Annotated in this window: 23 protein-coding genes; 14 read left to right on the top strand and 9 right to left on the bottom strand. The window is 68.0% G+C overall.

The window, feature by feature from the left end:
• Window position 1: 1 nt before the first annotated feature.
• Together F3087_RS11970 and cobF are read right to left on the bottom strand one after the other, a co-directional pair.
• Entirely contained in the window at window positions 2-871 is an 870-nt protein-coding gene (locus tag F3087_RS11970) for an Fpg/Nei family DNA glycosylase (protein ID WP_150401998.1), read from the bottom strand.
• 40 nt (window positions 872-911) lie between these two features.
• Window positions 912-1649 carry a precorrin-6A synthase (deacetylating) gene (gene cobF, locus F3087_RS11965; RefSeq protein WP_150401997.1) on the bottom strand — a complete coding sequence of 246 codons (738 nt, stop codon included), beginning with the start codon at window positions 1647-1649 and terminating at the stop codon, window positions 912-914.
• 85 nt (window positions 1650-1734) lie between these two features.
• Between cobF and F3087_RS11960 the strand changes: the two genes are divergently transcribed.
• From F3087_RS11960 to F3087_RS11930, 7 genes are all read left to right on the top strand, one after another.
• Complete coding sequence (locus F3087_RS11960) at window positions 1735-2535, top strand: thymidylate synthase (RefSeq protein ID WP_223885031.1); 801 nt, start codon at window positions 1735-1737, stop codon at window positions 2533-2535.
• Complete coding sequence (locus F3087_RS11955) at window positions 2532-3035, top strand: dihydrofolate reductase (RefSeq protein WP_223885030.1); 504 nt, start codon at window positions 2532-2534, stop codon at window positions 3033-3035. Before F3087_RS11960 ends, F3087_RS11955 begins: the two co-directional genes overlap by 4 nt.
• A 201-nt stretch (window positions 3036-3236) precedes the next feature.
• Window positions 3237-3563, top strand: coding sequence for a cupin domain-containing protein (locus F3087_RS11950; RefSeq protein WP_150401995.1), 327 nt, complete (start codon window positions 3237-3239; stop codon window positions 3561-3563).
• Window positions 3564-3623: 60 nt separating this feature from the next.
• Complete coding sequence (locus tag F3087_RS11945) at window positions 3624-4643, top strand: Dyp-type peroxidase (RefSeq protein ID WP_150401994.1); 1020 nt, start codon at window positions 3624-3626, stop codon at window positions 4641-4643.
• Window positions 4640-5440: a family 1 encapsulin nanocompartment shell protein gene (locus tag F3087_RS11940; protein ID WP_150401993.1), complete on the top strand. Its 801-nt coding sequence runs from the start codon at window positions 4640-4642 to the stop codon at window positions 5438-5440. The genes F3087_RS11945 and F3087_RS11940 overlap by 4 nt, the downstream gene beginning before the upstream one ends.
• Before the next feature lie 103 nt (window positions 5441-5543).
• Window positions 5544-6074, top strand: a complete 531-nt coding sequence (locus F3087_RS11935) for a hypothetical protein (RefSeq protein ID WP_150401992.1) — start codon at window positions 5544-5546, stop codon at window positions 6072-6074.
• 47 nt (window positions 6075-6121) lie between these two features.
• Entirely contained in the window at window positions 6122-7510 is a 1389-nt protein-coding gene (locus F3087_RS11930; RefSeq protein ID WP_150402807.1) for a TerD family protein, read from the top strand.
• 3 nt (window positions 7511-7513) lie between these two features.
• Here the strand turns inward: F3087_RS11930 and F3087_RS11925 are convergent, their stop codons facing one another.
• Entirely contained in the window at window positions 7514-8182 is a 669-nt protein-coding gene (locus tag F3087_RS11925) for a TetR/AcrR family transcriptional regulator (RefSeq protein ID WP_150401991.1), read from the bottom strand.
• A 207-nt stretch (window positions 8183-8389) separates the two neighbouring features.
• Between F3087_RS11925 and F3087_RS11920 the strand changes: the two genes are divergently transcribed.
• The 4 genes from F3087_RS11920 to F3087_RS11905 all read left to right on the top strand — a co-directional run bounded on the left by F3087_RS11920 (window position 8390) and on the right by F3087_RS11905 (window position 13458).
• Window positions 8390-9922 carry an amino acid permease gene (locus F3087_RS11920; RefSeq protein WP_150401990.1) on the top strand — a complete coding sequence of 511 codons (1533 nt, stop codon included), beginning with the start codon at window positions 8390-8392 and terminating at the stop codon, window positions 9920-9922.
• A 106-nt stretch (window positions 9923-10028) separates the two neighbouring features.
• Window positions 10029-10784 (top strand): DUF1989 domain-containing protein, encoded by a 756-nt coding sequence (locus tag F3087_RS11915; RefSeq protein WP_150401989.1) that lies wholly within the window; start codon window positions 10029-10031, stop codon window positions 10782-10784.
• Complete coding sequence (locus F3087_RS11910; protein WP_150401988.1) at window positions 10781-11398, top strand: urea amidolyase associated protein UAAP2; 618 nt, start codon at window positions 10781-10783, stop codon at window positions 11396-11398. Before F3087_RS11915 ends, F3087_RS11910 begins: the two co-directional genes overlap by 4 nt.
• 86 nt (window positions 11399-11484) lie before the next feature.
• Window positions 11485-13458, top strand: a complete 1974-nt coding sequence (locus F3087_RS11905) for a 5-oxoprolinase/urea amidolyase family protein (RefSeq protein ID WP_396897558.1) — start codon at window positions 11485-11487, stop codon at window positions 13456-13458.
• 6 nt (window positions 13459-13464) lie between these two features.
• Here F3087_RS11905 and F3087_RS11900 read toward each other — a convergent pair whose 3' ends face one another.
• From F3087_RS11900 to F3087_RS11895, 3 genes are all read right to left on the bottom strand, one after another.
• Window positions 13465-13689, bottom strand: coding sequence for a hypothetical protein (locus F3087_RS11900; RefSeq protein ID WP_150401986.1), 225 nt, complete (start codon window positions 13687-13689; stop codon window positions 13465-13467).
• Window positions 13690-13746: 57 nt separating this feature from the next.
• Window positions 13747-13899, bottom strand: coding sequence for a hypothetical protein (locus F3087_RS45900; RefSeq protein ID WP_191093923.1), 153 nt, complete (start codon window positions 13897-13899; stop codon window positions 13747-13749).
• Between the two features lie 87 nt (window positions 13900-13986).
• The gene (locus F3087_RS11895; RefSeq protein ID WP_150401985.1) at window positions 13987-15141 is read right to left on the bottom strand and encodes an epoxide hydrolase family protein; all 1155 of its coding nucleotides are present in this window, start codon (window positions 15139-15141) and stop codon (window positions 13987-13989) included.
• Between the two features lie 63 nt (window positions 15142-15204).
• Between F3087_RS11895 and F3087_RS11890 the strand changes: the two genes are divergently transcribed.
• Window positions 15205-16155: a helix-turn-helix transcriptional regulator gene (locus tag F3087_RS11890; RefSeq protein WP_150401984.1), complete on the top strand. Its 951-nt coding sequence runs from the start codon at window positions 15205-15207 to the stop codon at window positions 16153-16155.
• A 1-nt stretch (window position 16156) separates the two neighbouring features.
• On the opposite strand, the gene F3087_RS11885 is transcribed toward F3087_RS11890, so the two are convergent.
• Window positions 16157-17173: an NAD(P)-dependent alcohol dehydrogenase gene (locus tag F3087_RS11885; RefSeq protein WP_150401983.1), complete on the bottom strand. Its 1017-nt coding sequence runs from the start codon at window positions 17171-17173 to the stop codon at window positions 16157-16159.
• 92 nt (window positions 17174-17265) lie between these two features.
• Here F3087_RS11885 and F3087_RS11880 point away from each other — a divergent pair, with 92 nt between their 5' ends.
• Window positions 17266-18003 (top strand): TetR/AcrR family transcriptional regulator C-terminal domain-containing protein, encoded by a 738-nt coding sequence (locus tag F3087_RS11880; protein WP_150401982.1) that lies wholly within the window; start codon window positions 17266-17268, stop codon window positions 18001-18003.
• Here F3087_RS11880 and F3087_RS11875 read toward each other — a convergent pair.
• The gene (locus tag F3087_RS11875; protein WP_150401981.1) at window positions 17935-18423 is read right to left on the bottom strand and encodes a MarR family winged helix-turn-helix transcriptional regulator; all 489 of its coding nucleotides are present in this window, start codon (window positions 18421-18423) and stop codon (window positions 17935-17937) included. The genes F3087_RS11880 and F3087_RS11875 overlap by 69 nt on opposite strands.
• A 109-nt stretch (window positions 18424-18532) precedes the next feature.
• Between F3087_RS11875 and F3087_RS11870 the strand changes: the two genes are divergently transcribed.
• On the top strand, window positions 18533-19672 hold the full coding sequence (locus F3087_RS11870; protein WP_150401980.1) for a GDSL-type esterase/lipase family protein: 1140 nt from the start codon (window positions 18533-18535) through the stop codon (window positions 19670-19672).
• A 59-nt stretch (window positions 19673-19731) separates the two neighbouring features.
• Here the strand turns inward: F3087_RS11870 and F3087_RS11865 are convergent, their stop codons facing one another.
• Window positions 19732-20343 (bottom strand): TetR/AcrR family transcriptional regulator, encoded by a 612-nt coding sequence (locus tag F3087_RS11865; RefSeq protein ID WP_150401979.1) that lies wholly within the window; start codon window positions 20341-20343, stop codon window positions 19732-19734.
• Window positions 20344-20348: the final 5 nt, after the last annotated feature.

Here is a 20348-nt window from a genome sequence, read left to right as displayed (position 1 = left end):
GCTACTTGAGCAACCGGGACATCCGCCGGTCGGCGAGGATCTTGCCGCCGGTCTGACAGGTCGGGCAGTACTGGAAGGAACGCTCGGCGTAGGACACCTCGCGCACGGTGTCGCCGCAGACCGGGCACGGCTGGCCCGCCCGGGCGTGTACCTGCATGCCGGAACGCTTTTCGCCCTTGAGGCGGGCGGCGGCCTGCCCCGACGAACGCTGCACGGCATCGGTGAGCACCGCGCGCATGGCCGCGTACAGCTCGGGACCATTGTTCGCCGCAAGGGTTTTCGTGTTGGCGAACGGGGAGATCTTGGCCGCGTGCAGGATTTCGTCGGAGTAGGCATTGCCGATGCCGGCCAACAGGGTCTGGTCGACGATCGCGGTCTTGATCCGCTGCGAGGTGCCGCGCAGGATCTCGATGAACTCGTCCTCGCTCACCTCGAGCGCGTCCGGCCCGAGCCGGGCGATGCCGGGCACCAGTTTCGGGTCGTCGACGATGTAGACCGCGAGCCGCTTCTTGGTGCCCGCCTCGGTGAGATCGAAGGCGGGCGTCGCGCCCTCCGGGGTGAAGAAATGCACGCGCAGCGCCAGCGGACTCTTGCCGCCCGGCTTCGGCGGCGTCTGGCTGGGTTCATCGATCCAGCGCAGCCAGCCACCGCGGGACAGGTGCGTGATCAGCCACAGGCCGCCGCAGTCCATGCCGAGAAACTTCCCCCAGCGCCCCGCCCCGGTCACGTCCCGGCCGGACAGCGCGGTCACCGGCGGCTCGAACGTCTTCACCGCGCTGAGCGCCGCCACATCCACGCGCCCCACCACCGCGCCGACCGCATGCTCCCGCAGGAACTGCGCCAGCGCCTCCACCTCAGGTAGTTCGGGCACAGGGTCAGGTTACCGGCGATCACCGACAAGAGCAGGGCAGTCAGCCTCGACTGAGCAGATAGATGTCCATGATCCAGCCCTTTTCGGCGCGCAACCGGGCGCGGCGCTCGACGATCTCCTGTTCCACCTCGCGCAGCGGGCCGTCGATCAGCGTTTCGTCCGGCATGCCGAGGTAGGCGCCCCACCAGATGTGCACGTCCGCGCCCGGTACCTCGGTGAACGAGCAGTCGCCGTCCAGCATCACCACCGCGGAATCGGCGAGTCCCTCCTCGCGCAGCCGCCTGCCGGTGGTGATGTGCACCGGTTCGCCGATCCGGTGCAGCACCATGCGATGCCGCGCGGCCAGCGCCTGCACGCTGGTGACGCCGGGAATCACCGTGTAATCGAAGTGCGCGGTCCCGCGCGCGAGCACCCGCTCGATCATCCGCAACGTGCTGTCATACAGCGCCGGATCACCCCACACCAGAATCCCGCCGACCCCGTCGACCTGCGCGAACGCGTCTTCCAGCAACGCCGAGCGCCGCTCGTGCCAGTCTTCGACGACACCCTGATAATCCGCGGGCGTCCGATCGCGCGGCGGGTCGGCGATCTCCACGATCCGATACGGCCGCTCGACATGCTCGGCCAGGATCGCGGTCCGCACCTCGACCAGCTCGCGCTTCTCCGCGCCCTTGCCGATGACGAAGAACACCTCGACCTGTCGCATCGCCTTGATCGCCTGCACCGTCACTTGGTCGGGGTCGCCCGCGCCGATGCCGATCACGTAGAGCTTGCGCATGCGGCGAGCTTGCCAGGCGGCCCAAAGACTAGTGCTCACCCGCCCCGTCGGCTTCGCCTCCCACCGTCCCCTAGAGTTGACAGGCGTGGCCACCGATACCCAGTACGAGGATCTGCTCCGGCTGGTGCTGGAGTCCGGCACGAAGAAGGCAGACCGCACCGGCACCGGTACGCGCAGCATCTTCGGCCATCAGCTGCGCTACGACCTGTCGGCGGGCTTCCCGCTGATCACCACCAAAAAGGTGCATCTGAAGTCGATCGTCTACGAGTTGCTCTGGTTCCTGCGCGGCGACTCCAATGTGCGCTGGCTGCAGGAGCACGGCGTCTCCATCTGGGACGAGTGGGCCGGCGTGGGCGGCGAACTCGGCCCGGTCTACGGCGTGCAGTGGCGCTCCTGGCCGACGCCGGACGGCATGCACATCGACCAGATCTCCGAGGTGCTGCACACCCTGCGCACCAACCCGGACTCGCGGCGCATGCTCGTGTCCGCCTGGAACGTCTCCGAGCTGGACAAGATGGCGCTCGCCCCGTGCCACGCGTTCTTCCAGTTCTATGTAGCCGACGGCAAGCTGTCCTGCCAGCTGTATCAGCGCAGCGCCGACCTGTTCCTCGGCGTGCCGTTCAATATCGCCAGCTACGCGCTGCTCACCCAGATGGTCGCGCAGCAGACCGAACTGGAGCTCGGCGATTTCATCTGGACCGGCGGCGACTGCCACATCTACGACAACCACCTCGACCAGGTCACCGAACAGCTCACCCGCGATCCGCTCCCGTTCCCGACGCTGAACCTGCGTCCGGCCACGTCGCTATTCGACTACGTCTACGAGGACGTGGAAGTCGTTGACTACCAGCATCATCCGGCGATCAAGGCCCCGGTGGCCGTGTGAGCGAGCGCACGATCGGACTGATCTGGGCGCAGACGCCCGACGGCGTGATCGGTGCGGACAACACCATCCCGTGGCGCGTGCCCGAAGACATGGCGAATTTCAAATCGGCCACCATGGGACATCCGGTGGTGATGGGCCGACGCACGTGGGATTCGCTGCCCCCCAGGTTCCGCCCGCTGACCGGACGCCGCAACATCGTGGTGACCAGGCAACCGGAGTGGGTGGCCGAAGGCGCCGAACGCGCCGGGTCGCTGAACGAGGCGCTCGCACTGAGCGATCCGGACTCCGTGTGGATCGCCGGCGGCGGTGAGATCTACCGCGCCGCTATGGATTTCGCGACCGACCTGCTCGTCACCGAGGTCGACACGAACGTCGCGGGCGACGCGTACGCCCCGCTCATCGGGCCCGAATGGGCCGCCGACGAGAGCGCGGAATGGCACGAGTCGAGCACCGGTCTGCGATACCGGATCCGGCGCTACACCCGCCGCGAATCCGACTAGTCGGCAAACTCTCCGCATCGATCATCGAGGCCGCACAACACCGTTCGATCACAGAACGCCGCGGCCACGCAAACCCGACTCGAGACCAAGCACGGTCGGGCATACTCCTGGATAAGTGGGGCCGGGCCTGCGTCCGTCCGGACCCCCGAGCCGGTGCGACCAGCCCTCGTACCGGCTGTTGTCATTTGCGAAAGGCGGTCCATGGACAAGAAATCGCTGACTGCGGTTGCTCGACAACAGCTCAAGATCGCGAGCACCGCCACCAGCGGGCGGAGTTCGCAAACCATCTACGGTGGTCACGCAAATTCACTGCGGCAGACCGTGGTCGGCCTCAGCGCGGGCCAGAGCCTGGCCGAGCACGACAACGCGGGTGAGGCCACGCTGCTGGTGCTCAGCGGCACGCTCACCCTGATCAGCGGCAGCAACGAATGGAAGGGTTCGACGGGCGATCTGCTCGTGGTGCCCAAGGCACGGCACAGCGTGATGGCCGTGGACGATGTGGCCTTCTTGCTGACGGTCGCGAAGTAGTAGCCGCGGTGCCCGTGCCACCTGGCCGAGGTGTCGGTGCCGGGCACTAGGCTGAAGATCATGAGTGAGCCGCAGCCGATTCTCGATCCGCTCACCCCGGCCGCGATCTTCCTGGTCGCCACCATCGACGAGGGCGGCGAGGCGGTCGTCCGGGACACCCTCGCCGACGTGCAGGGCCTGCGTCGCTCGGTCGGCTTCCGGATCCCCGGCGCCGGCTTGAACTGCGTCACCTCGATCGGCTCCGCGGCCTGGGACCGGCTCTTCGCCGGACCACGGCCCGCCGAACTGCACGACTTCCCCGGCTTCGTCGGCGCGGTTCACCAGGCCCCGGTGACGCCGGGCGATCTGCTCTTCCACATCCGGGCGGAAAACCAGGACGCCTGCTTCGAGCTGGCCATGACCCTCGGCGACCGGCTGGCCGGCGCGGCCACGATCATCGACGAGACCGTCGGGTTCCGCTACTTCGAACAGCGCGACCTGCTCGGCTTCGTGGACGGCACGGAGAACCCGGAGGGCCAGGGCGCGTATGCCGCCGCACTCGTCGGCGACGAGGACCCGGACTTCTGCGGCGGCAGTTACGTCATCGTGCAGAAGTACCTGCATCCGATGGCGGATTGGCGCGCGCTCTCGATCGAGGAGCAGGAGAAGGTGATCGGCCGCACCAAGCTCGACGATTTCGAGCTGTCCGACGCCGACAAGCCCGCCGATTCGCACGTCGCGGTGAACACCATCGTCGACGCCGACGGCACCGAACGCGAGATCCTGCGCGCCAACATGCCGTTCGGCAGCGTCAAGGACGGCGAATTCGGCACGTACTACATCGCTTACGCGGCCACCCCGAGCGTCACCGAGCTGATGCTCACCCGCATGTTCGTCGGCACCGACGAGGCCGCCTACGACCGCATCCTGGACTTCTCCATCGCGGTCACCGGCACCTCGTTCTTCGCGCCGTCGCTCGACTTCTTCGATGAACTTCCCCCGCCGCCGGACGAGGCCATAGCGGCAGCAGACGTGCAGCCCAACGACATCGGGTCGGGCTCACTCGGTATCGGCACGTTGAAAAGGAGCACGCAGGCATGAACAACCTCTATCGCGAACTCGCGCCGATCACCGCCGAGGCATGGTCGGCGATCGAGGAAGAGGCGACGCGCACCTTCAAGCGGCACATCGCCGGGCGGCGTGTCGTCGATCTGTCCGGCCCGCACGGCCTGGACTACTCCGCGGTCGGCACCGGGCACACCACCCCGATCACCGCGCCCGACGAGGGCGTGCAGGCCCGGCAGCGAGTAGTCGCGCCGCTGGTCGAGCTGCGGGTGCCGTTCCGGCTCTCCCGCGAGGAGCTGGACAACGTCGAACGCGGCGCGATGGATCCCGACCTGGATCCGGTGAAGGACGCCGCGAAGAAGATCGCGTTCGCCGAGGATCGGGCCATCTTCGAGGGCTATCCGGCCGCGAACATCACCGGCATCCGGGCGAGTTCGACCAATCAGGCGATCGCGTTGCCGAGCGATCCGCGGTTGGTCCCGGAGTCGGTCACCCAGGCGCTCACCGCGCTGCGCCTGGCCGGCGTCGACGGGCCGTACTCGGTGCTGCTGAGCGCGGAGCTGTTCACCGCGGTAAGCGAGACCTCCGATCACGGACACCCGATCCGCACCCACATCGAGCGGCTCATCCCGGACGGCGAGATCATCTGGGCGCCCGCCATCGACGGCGCGTTCGTGCTGACCTGCCGCGGCGGCGACTTCGACCTGCGGATCGGTCAGGACCTGTCGATCGGCTACCTGTCCCACGACGCCGAGTCGGTCGAGCTGTACTTCCAGCAGAGCCTGACCTTCCTGGTCTACACGGCCGAGGCCGCGGTAGCCCTGGAAGCCTGAGCAACCCGCCGCACACCTCCTGACTCCCGCCCGGAGTCAGGAGGTGTGCGGCGCTCCGGCGGGCGGTAGCGTGTGCCGCAGCGAGCCGGAGGTGGTGGGTGAGATGACGATGGTGCGGGCAGGTGTGGTGCCGACCCGGCGCGCGGCGCTGTACAGCTCCGCCGGGATCCTGGTGACCGTCGCCCTGTGCGCCGGCGTGATCGCGCTGTTCGGGCTGAACCGGGTGTTCACCGGTCTGCTGGCCGGCGCCGTCGCGGGCATCGCCGTGGTGGCGGCGCTGTTCGCCAGGGACGCCGTCGTGCTCACCGAGCGGACGATCTACCGGCGCACGCCGTGGACCGAGTCCAGCGTCGACTGGGACCGGGTGGTCGCCGGGCGCTTCACCCTCGACGAGCGATCCCGCTGGTCGCTGGCGCTGGATCTGGCCGGCGGGGACGAGGAACACGGCGAGTTGGTGCTGCTGTCCATCCCGCCGGTGCTCCGGCCGGTCTCCGGCGCCTACGACCTGCGCAAACGGGAACAGGTGAACGAGATCCGGGCGCTGTTGCGGCGCAAACGGATTCCGATCACCGTGCTCCCCGAAATCGCCGGCGCGTTGCAGCAGCACTGGGAGATCGCGCCGCCGACGCGCTGATCAAGTACCCAATCGCCGGGTTTGGCGATACGTTGGCAAGTGTGTCGATGACGAAGGGCGCCAACGTTGCGGTGCCGCAGAGCGCCGTCCGGATCGAGCTGGGTTGGCAGAGCGGACCCGGGGTGCCCGACGCCGACGCCTCGGCGTTGCTGCTGGTGGCCGGCAAGGTGCGCAACGACAGCGACTTCGTCTTCTACAACCAGCCCGTGCATCCGTCCGGTGCGGTGCGCCACGAAGGTAAGCAGCAGGGTCCGACCGTGCTCGACGTGCTGTCGGCGAACCTGGGCCAGGTCGAGCCGCAGATCGAGACCATCGTGATCGCGGCCTCCGCGGACGGCGGCACCTTCGGTCAATTCCACGGGCTCTACGTGCGTTTGGTGGATCCGGGCACCGGCAACGAGATCGCCCGGTTCGACAGTGCCGGTGCGACGACCGAGACGGCGTTCGTGCTCGGCGAGCTCTATCGCCGCCAGGGCGCGTGGAAGTTCCGCGCGGTCGGGCAGGGCTACGCCTCCGGATTGGCCGGTCTGGCCACCGATTACGGTATCTCGGTCGACGACGCGCCCGCACCGGCCGCGCCGCCGCACCAGTTCACCCCACCACCGCCGCCCGCCGCACCGCCGCATCAGTTCACCGCGCCGCCGCCCCCGGCTCCGCCCATGCCCCAATACGCCCCGCCGCAGCCACAATTCCCGCCGCCGCAGCAGCCGCCCGCCGGATACCCGCCGCCGCCAGGCACTTACGGCGCACCGCCGCCGAACATGGCTCCCCCGCAGCAGTTTTCACCGCAGCCCGGCGCCCCGGTCAACCTCAGCAAGATCTCGCTGACCAAAGACGCACCCTCGATCTCGCTGACCAAGCAGGGCGCGACCGGCGGCATCATGCGGATCAATCTGAACTGGACCGGGGCCGCGGCACCCGCCCCGCGCAAGTTCGGCAAGCGCAAGAGCGGCGGTCTCGACCTGGACCTGTGCTGCTTCTGGGAGATGACCGACGGGACGAAGGGTTCGATCGGCCCGCTCGACAGCTTCGGCTCGCTGCGCAAGGCGCCGTTCATCCAGCTCGATCAGGACGACCGGACCGGCGCCGTCGCCGCCGGCGAGAACCTCGACATCAATCTCGATCACACCGCGAAGTTCCGCCGCATCCTGGTGTTCGCCTCGCTGTACGCCGGTGCGGACGACTTCCGCGGCGTGCACGCGACGGCCACCCTGTACCCGGTCGGCTCGCCGCCGATCGAGATGCTGGTCGACGGATGCACCGACAACTCGCGCGAGATGGTGCTCGCGTTGATCGAGAACATCAACGGGGAGTTCGTCGTTCACCGTCAAGGCATCTTCATCCGGCCGCCCGCCGGGCGGCCGCTGTGGGGCAAGAAGGAAGTCGACCAGGCGTACGGGTGGGGCCTCAAGTGGGGACGCAGCGCCGGAAAATAGGGCCTACGCCGGGTCGAGTTGATCGAGCACGCGCTGCGCATCCGCGCGCAACGCGTTCAGATCACCCGGCCAGCCGAGCACCCGTAGCGCCGCCTCGGGGATCGTCCGTTCCGCGTCCGCGGGAGCGTTGCCCTCGTCCGAGCGCATGCTGATCACCATCTCGACCAGCCGGAACGGTAACGCCTCGGCCCCGACGATGCCCGCACCACCGGCCTCGGAAAGCACCGCCGCCGCCGAAGTCTCGTAGTGCCCGCGAAGTTCGTCACGCCGCAGCCGGAACGTCGCGAACCGCTCGGTGCGCAGTTCCGGAAGCAGGTACAGCGCACCGAGATTCCAGCGCGCGGCACACAGTTGCCGGACGTCGAAGAGCGCGAGCGCGTAAAGACGGGTTGGCGCAGGCACCGACACGTTCCCCAGTCGCTCGGCGAGTTCCAGTGGGGCAGCTATGGTTTCGGCAAGCAGCGCATCGAGGATGTCATCCTTGGCGGCGAAGTGGTGATAGAGCGATGCCTGACGGATGCCGACCGCGTCGGCGACCACACGGGTGGAGGTGTTCGCGTAGCCATTGGTGGTGAACAGCTCTCCCGCGGCGTCCAGGATCTCGGCACGCGGCGTCTGGCCGCGACGGCGTCGCTGTTCCACTCGGGGACGGCCGGGGCCGAGGTTTGCCACAGGTTCATTCTGGCAGGTCTGCACCGGACCGACCCGCGACGCCCGGTCGCCCGGTAGCTGCTGAGAGGTTTCTGTCACTCGATAGAAATCTCGGCAACGCAGAAGTTACCGGAGTTACCGCAAGCGATACACGCGGGTCACCGAAAGCGCGATCGCCGACGCAAAACTGTCATCTGATAGGTATTGGCCGCTCGCCGAAGGACCCTCATGGCCACAACGTTCGCCCCTCCGCCCGACACCAGCCGCGACGGCGCCGACCTCGCCCGATTCGGCTACGAACCGGTGCTCCATCGCAAACTGGGCCGCTACGCCTCGTTCGCGGCCGGCTTCTCGTTCGTCTCCATCCTCACCACGATCTTCCAGTTCTTCGGCTTCGGCTATTCGTTCGGCGGCGCCGCGTTCTTCTGGACCTGGCCGATCGTGTTCGCCGGGCAGTTCCTCGTCGCGCTGAACTTCGCCGAACTGGCCGCCCGCTACCCGATCTCGGGCTGCATATACCAATGGTCGCGCCGGCTCGGCGGTGAACTCATCGGCTGGTTCGCGGGCTGGATGATGGTCATCGCGCAGATCGTCACCGCCGCCGCGGCCGCGATCGCATTGCAGGTGGTGCTGCCGTCCATCTGGAGCGGCTTCCAACTCGTCGGCGACGACACCGCGCTCACCTCGTCCTCCGGTGCGACCAACGCGGTGCTGCTCGGCAGCATCCTCCTGGTCGTCACCACGGTGATCAACGTGATCGGCATCGACCTGATGTCGCGGATCAACTCGATCGGCGTCACCGTGGAGATCGTCGGCGTGCTCGCGATCATCGGGCTGTTCTTCACCCACACCGAGCGCGGGCCCGGCGTCGTGCTGCAGACCGATCAGGCGGTGCCGGGCTCGTATTGGGCCGCGTTCCTGGTGTCCGGGCTGATGGCCGCTTACGTCATGGTCGGATTCGATTCCGCCGGTGAGCTTTCCGAGGAGACGAAGAATCCGCGCCGGGTCGCGCCGCGCACCATCCTGACCGCGCTCGCGGTGTCCGCGCTCGGCGGCGGGTTGCTGCTGATCGGCGCGCTGATGGCCGCGCCGAGCCTGTCCGACGGCTCGCTGGCCACCGAGGGCCTGGCCTACGTGCTCACCTCGAAGCTGGACAGCCCGGCCGGCACGGTGCTGCTCAGCTGTGTCGCGGTGGCGATCACGGTGTGCACCTTGGCCATTCAGACGGCGGGCTCGCGGCTGATGTTCTCGATGGCGCGCGACGGCAAGCTGCCGTTCGCCGAGCGGCTCGCCGCGGTGCACCCGCGCTTCGGCACCCCGGTGCTTCCTGCGGTCATCATCGGCGTGCTCGGCATCGGGCTGCTCGTCCTGAATCTCGGCAATGCCGCGATCTTCGCGACCCTGGCCAGCGTCTGCATCGTGACGCTGTACCTGGCGTATCTGCTGGTCACCGTGCCGCTGCTGGTGCGGCGGATCAAGGGCATGCCCGCCGACGAAGGCACCGAGGCCGGGCTGTTCAGCCTGGGGCGCCTGGGCATTCCGGTGAACGTGCTCGCCGTGCTGTGGGGCATCGCGATGGCGGTGAACCTGGCCTGGCCGCGCGCCGAGGTCTACACGCCGAACGGCGGCGGCTGGTGGATGCTCTGGGCCGCACCGCTGTTCGTGCTGCTCGTCGTCGGGGTCGGGGTCGTCGTGCACCGGTTCGTCGGGCAGCCGCCGAGCGCCGGCGAAAACCCGGAGCCCGCAACCCGATCCGCTTGACCGGCGGCGCGGTGGTGGTGCCGGCCACCACCGCGCACACGGTCGTACCCGGCCGGCCACTCGGACGGACAAGAGTCCGGGGCCGCATCCAGTGAAGGAGGCAACAATGAGCAGCAGCACCGCATCCACCGAAAGTGCCAGAGCGCACGCACGATCCCAGGCCGCCGCCGCGACGCTCGCCGGACCGGCACTGCCCGCGGGCGTCGAATCGGCGAGAATAACCTTCGCCCAGCGCATTCCGGCGGACGGCTACGCGAATGTCGTGCTGGGCCGCGGGACTCGGATCCGGCTGTCCGACCCGGCCGGCGGCGCCTGCGCACACCTGCTGCTGGTGCGTCCCGAAGCACCGTGGGAACGCCTCAATGTCGCCGACACAGTGAAGGTTCCGTGGCAGGCGTATCTCGGCGACGGCCATCCGCTGCTGTCGGATCAGGGCCGCATTCTCGCCACGGTGCTCGCCGACACCTCGGGCAGTCACGACACCCTCTGCGGCCCGACCGCCGAGGCGCGGCAACTGCTGCGCCTCGCTGGCGCCAAACACGGTTTGCAGCCGTGCGATATCGGGCCGACGGTGTCGTTCTTCCGCGGTGTCCGAGTGGAATCCGATGGCGCACTGATCGCCACCGGCAGCGCCGCACCGGGTTCGTCCGTCGACCTGCTGGTGCATCTGCCGGTCGTGCTGCTCGTCGCCAATGCCGCGCACCCGCTGGATGACCGAGCCACAACGGATCTCGACATCGTCGCCTGGGCCGCGCCCGAGGATCTCGCCATCACCCACAACGGCGACCCGGAATACCAACGGGCCGTAGAGAACACCGAACGCGCCTGGACGGCCGCACTCACGCTGGAGGTAAGGCCATGAACACCGCCGCACGCACCATCGTGCTCGACGAGACCGTCCCCGCCCGCGCCCCCTGGTCCGCGGTGGTCAAGGCGGGCGAGCAACTCGAGATCATCGACCTGCACGGCAACCAGGCGGTCGACTGCCTGTTGTATTCGGCGGCCGATCACACCGACCGCTACAGCGCACAGGCCACCATCGCCGCGCAGCGCAACATCTTCCTCACCACCGGCAGCGTGCTCCTGACCGACGCGGGCACCGCGTTGATGACCGTCGTCGCCGACGAGGTCGGCAATCACGACACCATCGCGGGCGCCTGCTCCCAGGAGTCGAACACGCTCCGCTACGGGCACCACACCCGGCACCAGCACGCCTGCGTGGAGAACTTCCTCACCGCGGCACTGCAATGGGGCCTCGGAAAACGAGACCTCGTCTCGAACATCAACTGGTTCATGAACGTTCCGGTGGAGGCCGACGGCACGCTCGGCATCGTCGACGGATTGTCCGCGCCGGGAAAGAAAGTCACCCTCCGCGCCGAAATCGACACCCTAGTCCTGGTCTCCAACTGCCCGCAGATCAACAACCCCTGCAACGGATTCGACCCCACCCCGGTGCGCATGGTGGTGTCGAAATGACCATCACCGAGCTATCCGCGGGCCGCACGACGACCAGCGCAGTGCGCGCGGAACCCGATCCTGTCGTCGAGGTCGTCCGGCCCGGAATGCTGACGACAGTGCAGGATTGGCCCGGACGGACCGGGTACTGGCACGTGGGCGTACCGCCGTCCGGACCGATGGACGACCTGTCGTTCCGGCTCGGCAATCGGGTGCTCGGCAATGCCGAGGGCGCGGCCGGACTGGAATGCACGCTCGGCGGTCCGGCGCTGATGTTTTCGGCCCCGACCTGGGTATGCGTCACCGGCGCACCGGCCGACGTCTCGGTGAACGGTGTTCCCGCGGAACAGTGGCGAACCATCCAGGTGCCCGCGGGCGGCGTACTCGACGTCGGCGCGGTGCGCGGGCCGGGTATGCGCTGCTACGTGCTGCTCGCGGGCGGCATTCAGTTGCCCGAATACCTCGGCAGCACAGCAACATTCACGCTGGGCCGATTCGGCGGCAGCGAGGGCAACGCCCTGCGCGTCGGCGAGACATTGACGCTCGGACCACACCGCGGCCCCGTCGCGACCGCCGTCCCGATGGATGACCAGCCGGTGCTGTCCAAGCGCTGGGAACTGGCGGTGACCGAAGGTCCGCACGGCGCACCGGAATTCTTCACCCGCGCCGACTTCGACACCATCCTCGGCACCGATTACGAGGTGCATTTCAACTCCGACCGCACCGGCGTCCGGCTGATCGGGCCGAAACCCGAGTGGGCCCGTACCGACGGCGGCGAGGCGGGACTGCACCCGTCCAACATCCACGACACCCCGTATTCGGTTGGCGCACTGGACTTCACCGGCGACACCCCGATCCTGCTCGGCCCCGACGGCCCCAGCCTCGGCGGCTTCGTCTGCCCGGTCACCGTGGTCGCCGCCGACCGCTGGAAGCTCGGGCAGCTATCCCCAGGCGACGCAGTACGTTTCGTGCCGATCCGCAGCGAACGCGCCGCTTCGTTACGCGACCTCGGCACCGCGCGCCGGGCCAACTGGCCGATCGTGCTGTCCTCCGGCGGCGACGGTGACGACGGCATCCTGCGACGCACCGAGGTCGACGACGAAACCGGCGTCACCTATCGCCGCGCGGGCGACGACGCCGTCCTCGTCGAATATGGCAGCATGACACTGGATCTCGCCCTGCGCGCCCGCGTGCACGCCCTGCATCAACACCTGCTGACCGCGGGTGTGCGCGGCGTGACCGAGCTGACCCCCGGCATCCGCTCCCTCCAGATCCGGGTCGACCCGCACATCCTGCCCGTACTCACCCTGCTCGATCTGCTGGCCGAAGCCGAGCAGCACCTGCCCGCCGCCGACCAGCTCGTCGTCCCGAGCCGCACCGTGCACCTGCCGCTGTCCTGGGACGACCCGTCCACCCGCGAGGCCATCACCCGCTACATGCACGGCGTCCGCGCCGACGCTCCCTGGTGCCCGTGGAACATCGAATTCATCCGCCGGATGAACGGATTGGCTACGGTGGCAGACGTTTACGACACCGTCTTCGGCGCCGAATATCTCGTCCTCGGCCTGGGCGACGTGTACCTCGGCGCGCCCGTCGCCACCCCGACCGATCCGCGCCACCGCCTGGTCACCACCAAGTACAACCCCGCCCGCACTTGGACCCCGCAGAACGCGGTCGGCATCGGCGGCGCCTACCTGTGCATCTACGGCATGGAGGGCCCCGGCGGCTATCAGTTCGTCGGCCGCACCACCCAGGTGTGGAACCATCACGCCGGTCCGCCGGCCGGTCGCCCCGGCGCGGACCGGCATCCGTCGGGCGCGGAAACCCCTTGGCTACTGCGCTATTTCGACCGGATCCGCTGGTACCCGGTCGAGGCGGACGAATTGCTCGACCTGCGCGCCGATTTCGCCGCGGGCAACGTCCAGGTGCAGGCGGAGGACGGCGAATTCCGGCTCGCCGACTACCGCCGGTTCCTCGCCGACAACGACGAGTCCATCACCGACTTCCGCACCACCCAGGCGGCCGCCTTCGCCGCCGAACGCGACTCGTGGCGGCTGGCCGGTGAACTGTCGACCGGCTAGTCGTGCTCAGGTCATCGTCGTCGGCACGACGGGTCCGCTCCACCCACACGGCAACCCGCAGGTGGCGACGACCAGTTGCTCGACCTCGTCGTCGTCGAAGTGCGCGGTGATCGTCGACGCGTGGGCGGGATACCCGCACAGCGGGCACTTGCCGAAATAGTTCAGGACCGGATCCACCCGCGACGAAACCATCGTGCGGTCCCGGTGGCTCGGTAACCCCGATGTGGTCATGCTCGTTCCTCCCGACCTGATGGTGCGCCACAGATCGGGCCACGGCAAGCCCCGATTTCACCAGCCGAAAAGTTCCGCCAGATCGATCGCGTCGTCGTCCCACTGGCGTTCGATCGCCGCGCGCTCGGCCTCCGGGAGTTCGGGTGACCACCCGCAGCGCCGCCAGAACTGTTCCCGGTGTTCCTGGGTGAAGGGTCTGGGTTTGTCCATGGGCTACACCTCGCCGACGGTCCGCTCCCCTGATTGTGGGCCTGTTCCGCAGACGACATGCCGGAACAGGCCCACAGACTTGGGTTTTCAGCGCAGGTCGCGGAAGAACTCGCGGACGTCGGTGGTCAGCAGCTCCGGCGCCTCCAGTGCGGCGAAGTGACCACCGTGGTCGGCCTCGGTCCATCGGGTGATGGTGTTCGCGGGTTCCGAGTAGCGCCGGATGCCGACATCATGGGCGAGAATCAGTGCCGCGGTGGGCACTCCGGAGTTCGCCTTCGGCGCACCCCACGCACCGGAATGCGCATAGCCGACATACGCCGCCGAGCCCGCCGTTCCGGTGAGCCAATACAGCATCACGTTGGTCAGCAGCCGGTCCCGGTCAATGATCTTGTCCGGGTTGATGTTTCGCGGATGGGTCCACTCCCGGAACTTGTCCATGATCCAGGCCAGCTGTCCCACCGGCGAATCCACCAACCCGTAGGCCAGCGTCTGCGGGCGCGTGGACTGAATCGCGATGTAGCCGAACTCCTCCTGCATGAACGCCTCGATCCGGCGCACCCGATCACGCTCGACGTCGTTCAGACTCGCCAGTTCCGCGTCGGACAGCGGCAGCTGCGGCATCGGACCGGGTCCGCCGTTGACATGTACGCCCACAACGCTTCCCGGCGCGACCCGGGCGACCTCCGGGCTCACACCGGCGCCGATGTCGCCGCCCTGCACGCCGTAGCGCTCGTACCCGAGCCTGCGCATGAGTTCGGCCCAGGCCTGCGCGGTTCGGTCGATCCCCCACCCCGATTCCGTGACCGGCCCGGAGAAGCCGAATCCGGGCAGCGACGGAATCACCAGGTGGAACGCGTCTTTGGGATCCCCGTCGTGCGCCCGCGGATCGGTCAGCGGCCCGATCACGTCGAGGAACTCGACCACCGATCCGGGCCAGCCGTGGGTGAGCACCAGCGGCAGCGCGTCCGCTTCGGGCGAGCGCACATGCAGGAAGTGGATGTTCTGCCCGTCGATCTCGGTCGTGTACTGCGGGTAGGCGTTGAGCTGCGCCTCGGCCGCCCGCCAGTCGTATTCGGTGCGCCAGTAGTCGACCAGCTCGCGCAGCCAGGCGGTCGGCACGCCGATGTCCCAGCCGTCGCCGGGCAGCGGTGCGGGCCAGCGCGCGCCATCGAGGCGAGTGCGCAGGTCATCGAGCTGCTGCTGCGGGATGTCGATGCGGAATTCGGTGATCTCGTTGGTCATGAAAACTACGATATGACCGACCTAGGACAGCTTCCGCCCTAGGTTTACGGCAGACTGAAATCCATGTTGGAAACCTCCGGACGACTGCTGCGGCTGCTCTCGCTGTTGCAGACTCCCCGCGACTGGACCGGCACCGACCTGGCCGAGCGCCTCGAGGTCGACGTACGCACGGTGCGCCGCGACATCGACAAGCTGCGCAACCTCGGTTATCCGGTGGATGCCACACCCGGCGTCGCTGGCTATCGGCTCGGCGCGGGCGCGAAGCTGCCGCCCCTGCTGCTGGACGACGACGAGGCGGTGGCGGTGGCGATCGGCCTGCGCACCGCGGCGGGCGGCACCATCACCGGGATCGAGGACAGTTCGCTGCGCGCGCTCACCAAGCTCGAGCAGGTGCTGCCGTCGCGGCTGCGCCATCGGGTCGGCCTGCTGCAATCGGTCACGGTCACGGTTCGGGCCGGCGGAGCGACCGTCGATCCCGATACGCTCACCGCGATCGCGGGCGCGATCCGGGACAGTCACCGCCTCCGGTTCGACTACCGAAGTCATGACGGCACAACCTCTTTGCGCACCACCGAGCCGCATCGCCTGGCGCACATCGGCCGTCGCTGGTACCTGATCGGCTGGGACGTCGACCGCGCCGACTGGCGCACCTATCGCTGCGACCGCCTGCAACCCCGCATCCCGACCGGCCCCCGCTTCACCCCGCGCGAAGCGCCCGACGTCGATCTGTCCGGATATCTCTCCCGGGGCGTGGCGAGTTCGCCATATCGCTACGCCGCCCGCGTCACCCTCGGTGTCTCCGCCGAAGTCGCCGCCGATCGCGTCGCGCCGACCATCGGCGCCATCGAGGCGGTGGACGACGAAAGCTGCGTGCTGCGAACGGGTTCGGACTCGCTCGACGAATTAGCCGTCTATCTAGCCACTTTCGGCTTTCCGTTCCGGGTGCACGAACCGCCGGAACTCATCGCGCACATTCGCGAGCTGACCGTGCGGCTCACCGCATCGGTCGACTAGCTCAGCCGACGAGCACCGTCTTGCCCTGCGCGTGTCCGTCGATGATGTGCTGCACGGCGGTTGCCGCCTCGGCCAGGGGATACCGCTTCTCGATCAGCGGCCGGAACCTGCCGTCCGCGGCCAGGCCGGCCAGGAACTCCAGATCGGCGCGTTGCGGACGCATGAGCAGCACGCCGATCTTCTGGCTGACGAACAGATTGGCCAGCAAGACCTTTCCCATCCAGACAACCGGTCCCGCCCAGTTGCCGCCGGGGGCACCGGCCGAGGAGACGAAGACTCCCTTCGCCGTGAGAATCCGCCGGGAGTCCCGCAGGGACCGGTTGCCGATCAGATCGAGCAGCACGTCGTAGCGTTGCTCGCCCGCGGTGAAATCATCGGTGGTGTAGTCGATTACGTGATCCGCGCCGAGTGCGCGCAGCAACTCGATATGGCGGGTGCTGCACACGGCCGTGACTTCCGCGCCGAGCGCTTTGGCGAGCTGGATCGCGGCGGTGCCGACGCCACCCGACGCACCGTTGACGAGCACACGCTGCCCGGCCCGCAACTGGCCGGCATCACGCAACCCCTGAAGCGCGGTCATGCCCGAATCAGGCAGCGCCGCCGCCTCTTCGATGGACAGGCCGGTCGGCACGAGCGCGAGTCGCTGCTCCGCCACGCAGACGTACTCCGCGAAGGCGCCCGAATTCACCGAGCCGAAAACCTCGTCACCGCGCCGGAATCCGGTCACCTCGCGTCCGACCGCGACCACCTCGCCGGCCAGGTCGTGCCCGATGATGGGGTCCTTGGGCCGCCGCAGGCCGAAGCCGAGCCGCAGCAGGTAGGGCGTTCCGGTGAGCAGATGGGCATCGCCCTGGCAGACCGCTGCGGCCCGCACCCGCACCAGGACCTCACCGGGCCGCGGATTGGGCCGGTCCACCACCTCGGTCCGGAGCACCGAGCCGGTGCCGTAGCGCGGCGCGATCACCGCCGTCATCGTGCGGACATCGACCGTCGATTGCGGGCTCTTGGCCTCGGACATGGGATTTCCTCGCCTGAAAACGTGTACTTACAGCGTAAGTCTCTCCACTCGGACGGTACGCTTACACCGTAAGTACGTCAAGAGAGGGGCCCATGCCCAAGACATCCGCCGACGGCGCCCAGCGTGCGCCGCTCAGCCGGGACAAAGTGCTCCGCACCGCCATTCAGCTCGCCGATGCGCATGGGCTCGCGGCGTTGTCCATGCGCAAGCTGGCACAGACGCTGGGCGTCGAGGCGATGTCGCTGTATAACCACGTCAAGAACAAGGACGACCTGCTCGACGGCATCGCCGACCTGGTGGTCGCCGAGATGGGCGTGCCGGAGATCGGCGGGGACTGGAAGGCGGCCATGCGCGCCCGGGCGAGGGCCGCGCACGCGGCGCTACTGCGTCATCCGTGGGCGACGGGCCTGATCGGTTCGCGGCTCAATGTCGGACCCGCCATGCTGCGCTACCTCGACGCCACCGTCGGCTGCCTGCACGCCGCGGGCTTCTCCTATCAGCTCGCCGACCGCGCGTGGAACGCGATGGACAGTCACATCTACGGATTCACCTTGCAGCAGGTCAACTTTCCACTACAGCCGGACGAATACGCCTCCGCCGCAATGCAGTTCCTGCCGCTCATTCCGGCGGATCGGTTTCCGTACATGAACGCGCTGTCACAGTTGGTGATCGACGGAAAGCACACGGGCATAGCCGATTTCGACTTCGGCCTGGATCTGATCCTGGACGGGCTGGAACGGCTCCTCGAATCCGACCGAAGGTCAGACCTTGGCCGATCGGTCGATACCCACCGTAGCGTGCGGATTGGTGACGTCTCGAATAATCCGTAGCGCGGCGATCATCCCGTCGAGCTGCGCGGGCGTCAGCAACCCGGTGAACCACCGCTCGACCGCGTCCAGATAGTCGGGCAGCACCTCCTCGAGCCGCGCCGCCCCCGGATCGGTCAGCACCGCATAGGCACTGCGCCGATCACCCGGATCGAGTTCACGCTCGACCAGCCCCGCCCGCGCCAGCCGATCGACCAGCCGGGTGACGCCGCTGGTGGACAGCGTCGTCTGCGCGGCCAGATCAGTCATGCGCAGCCGCCGGTTCGGCGAACGACTCAGGCGCATCAGCGCATTCAGGTCCAAGCCGGAAAGGCCGTGCGACTTCCACACCGGCTCCAGCTTGGTGACCACTCCTTCGTACGCCTCGAACAGCAGACCCATCGTGGTCAGCCGGGGGTCGTCGAACAGTTCGGTCGCATCCATGGCTCCAACCTACCCGAAGTACTTGCCACGGGGATAGTTGACATGGGGAATACCTCGTTGTAGAAATATGCCACCGCATTATTCCGCATGACAACTACTGGAGCTTTAGATGTCTGACACCACCGCCTGGGTCGCCGGTTTCCGTTCCGCGGTCATCAGCCCGTACGAGCAGGTCAAGCTCACCGAGTCGCAGGCGTTCGCCGACCAGACCGTGCGCCAGGTGCTGCACCTGGCCGGCGGCGGCGAACAGGTCCGGATCCACCTGACCAACCGCTACGGCCGGACCCCGCTGGTCATCGGCGGCGCCCGGGTCGCGCTGCGCAAGTCCGGCAGCGAGATCATCCCGGAGACCGATCTCGCGCTGCGGTTCGACGGCGCGGAGCAGATCACCATCCCGGCCGGCGGCGCGGTGGTCAGCGATCCGGTCGAGTTGGCGGTGACCAAGGGCACCGATCTGGCGCTGAGCCTCTACCTGCCCGAGCCGACCGGTCTCGCGACCCTCTCGCACCAGCCGAGCGAAATCGCCTATGTCGCAGCCGGAAACGTCGTCTCATCAGCGGATCTCGCAGTCGCCGATGAGGTTCCAGTGCGCTTCTATGTCACCGGCGTGGACGTGCTCGCCCCGGCGGGCGCCGATATCGCTGTCGCACTCGGCGACTCGTGGTTCGAAGGCGTCGGCTCGACCGTGAGCGCGAACCTCCGTTCCGTGGACGTCATCAACAGCAGGCTCGACCACGGCTGGGTGGTGAACCAGGGCATCGGCGGAAATCGCCTGCTCACCAATGAAATCGGCGTGCCCGGCCTGGAACGGTTCGACCGCGACGTCCTCAGCGTCCCCGGGGTCAGCACCGTCCTGATCAACTTCGGCATCAACGACCTGATCCTCGGCGGCATGTCCGGCGAACCGCCCGCCACCACCGATCAGCTGATCGCCGGCTTCACCGAGATCGCCCGCCGCGCCCACGAGGCGAACCTGACCATCCACGCCGCCACCATCGGTCCCTACGCCGGCTGCATCTACCCCGGCATGCCGCTCGAGGAAACCCAGCAGACCCGCAACGAAGTGAACGAATGGCTGCGCAGCACTGACATTTTCGACTCGGTCTTCGATGTGGCCCGCGCCGTCGAAGACCCCGCCCGCCCCGGCTTCATCCGCCCCGACTTCGACAGCGGTGATGGCATGCACCTCAACGACGCGGGCCACCGCGCCATGGGCGAAACCGTCGACGTCGCCGCCCTGTTCAACTAAGCGCAGACCCGAGAGCCGTTGCACCACATAGCGCAACGGCTCTCACCATTGTCGCCCGACTAGGATTCCAACCCCCGCAACACAATTCGCAGACCACCGCGGAACTCTTCGTCGACCGACATCTTCCGGGCTTGCGCCGCGGTCTGCGTCAGCATCGGATACTCCTCGGGCGAGAGTTGCGCGATGGCCGTGGTCGCGGGCGCGTTGATCGACGCGTAATGCTGGTTCTCCAAGGACCCGAGCAGGAACGCGACCAGCGTGCGCTGAGCGATCACTCGATCGGGCCCGGCGAAGCCCCCCGCGTCGAGCACCGACAGCATCGCCTCCATCCAGCGCCGCGTGCCGATCGCCGACTTCCGGTGCCGAGGCACCAACGGCACCGTCGCGGGGTGCGCGGAGATGGCCGCCCGCATCCGCTCGAGCAGGATGGCCAGCCGATCTCGCCAATGCGCGTCGGCGGGGGTCGATACGTCGATCCCCGCCAGCACCTCGTCGACGACCAGGACTTCCAGCTCCTCCCGATCGGCGACGTAGCGGTACAGCGCCATCGTGGCCATGTGCAGTTCTTTGGCCACCGCCCGCATGGTGAGCGCGGGCAGGCCGTCGCGGTCGATCACCGCGAGCGCGGCGACGCCGAGATCGGATTTCGTCAGCGAACGAGGACGTGGCATGGCTT

Origin of the sequence: Nocardia colli (assembly GCF_008704205.1) — a bacterium.
Classification (GTDB): domain Bacteria; phylum Actinomycetota; class Actinomycetes; order Mycobacteriales; family Mycobacteriaceae; genus Nocardia; species Nocardia colli.
This window is presented reverse-complemented; position numbering and strand designations above follow the sequence as displayed.

Bases quoted from the DNA above. Each gene is read 5' to 3' on its own strand.
- cobF (WP_150401997.1), bottom strand. From the start codon at position 1,649: ATGCGCAAGCTCTACGTGATCGGCATCGGCGCGGGCGACCCCGACCAA.
- F3087_RS11945 (WP_150401994.1), top strand. From the start codon at position 3,624: ATGAGTGAGCCGCAGCCGATTCTCGATCCGCTCACCCCGGCCGCGATC.
- F3087_RS11910 (WP_150401988.1), top strand. From the start codon at position 10,781: ATGAACACCGCCGCACGCACCATCGTGCTCGACGAGACCGTCCCCGCC.
- F3087_RS11905 (WP_396897558.1), top strand. From the start codon at position 11,485: ATGCTGACGACAGTGCAGGATTGGCCCGGACGGACCGGGTACTGGCAC.
- F3087_RS11920 (WP_150401990.1), top strand. From the start codon at position 8,390: ATGGCCACAACGTTCGCCCCTCCGCCCGACACCAGCCGCGACGGCGCC.
- F3087_RS11895 (WP_150401985.1), bottom strand. From the start codon at position 15,141: ATGACCAACGAGATCACCGAATTCCGCATCGACATCCCGCAGCAGCAG.
- F3087_RS11950 (WP_150401995.1), top strand. From the start codon at position 3,237: ATGGACAAGAAATCGCTGACTGCGGTTGCTCGACAACAGCTCAAGATC.
- F3087_RS11890 (WP_150401984.1), top strand. From the start codon at position 15,205: ATGTTGGAAACCTCCGGACGACTGCTGCGGCTGCTCTCGCTGTTGCAG.
- F3087_RS11935 (WP_150401992.1), top strand. From the start codon at position 5,544: ATGACGATGGTGCGGGCAGGTGTGGTGCCGACCCGGCGCGCGGCGCTG.
- F3087_RS11930 (WP_150402807.1), top strand. From the start codon at position 6,122: ATGACGAAGGGCGCCAACGTTGCGGTGCCGCAGAGCGCCGTCCGGATC.
- F3087_RS45900 (WP_191093923.1), bottom strand. From the start codon at position 13,899: ATGGACAAACCCAGACCCTTCACCCAGGAACACCGGGAACAGTTCTGG.
- F3087_RS11915 (WP_150401989.1), top strand. From the start codon at position 10,029: ATGAGCAGCAGCACCGCATCCACCGAAAGTGCCAGAGCGCACGCACGA.
- F3087_RS11865 (WP_150401979.1), bottom strand. From the start codon at position 20,343: ATGCCACGTCCTCGTTCGCTGACGAAATCCGATCTCGGCGTCGCCGCG.
- F3087_RS11870 (WP_150401980.1), top strand. From the start codon at position 18,533: ATGTCTGACACCACCGCCTGGGTCGCCGGTTTCCGTTCCGCGGTCATC.
- F3087_RS11880 (WP_150401982.1), top strand. From the start codon at position 17,266: ATGCCCAAGACATCCGCCGACGGCGCCCAGCGTGCGCCGCTCAGCCGG.
- F3087_RS11900 (WP_150401986.1), bottom strand. From the start codon at position 13,689: ATGACCACATCGGGGTTACCGAGCCACCGGGACCGCACGATGGTTTCG.
- F3087_RS11875 (WP_150401981.1), bottom strand. From the start codon at position 18,423: ATGGATGCGACCGAACTGTTCGACGACCCCCGGCTGACCACGATGGGT.
- F3087_RS11885 (WP_150401983.1), bottom strand. From the start codon at position 17,173: ATGTCCGAGGCCAAGAGCCCGCAATCGACGGTCGATGTCCGCACGATG.
- F3087_RS11940 (WP_150401993.1), top strand. From the start codon at position 4,640: ATGAACAACCTCTATCGCGAACTCGCGCCGATCACCGCCGAGGCATGG.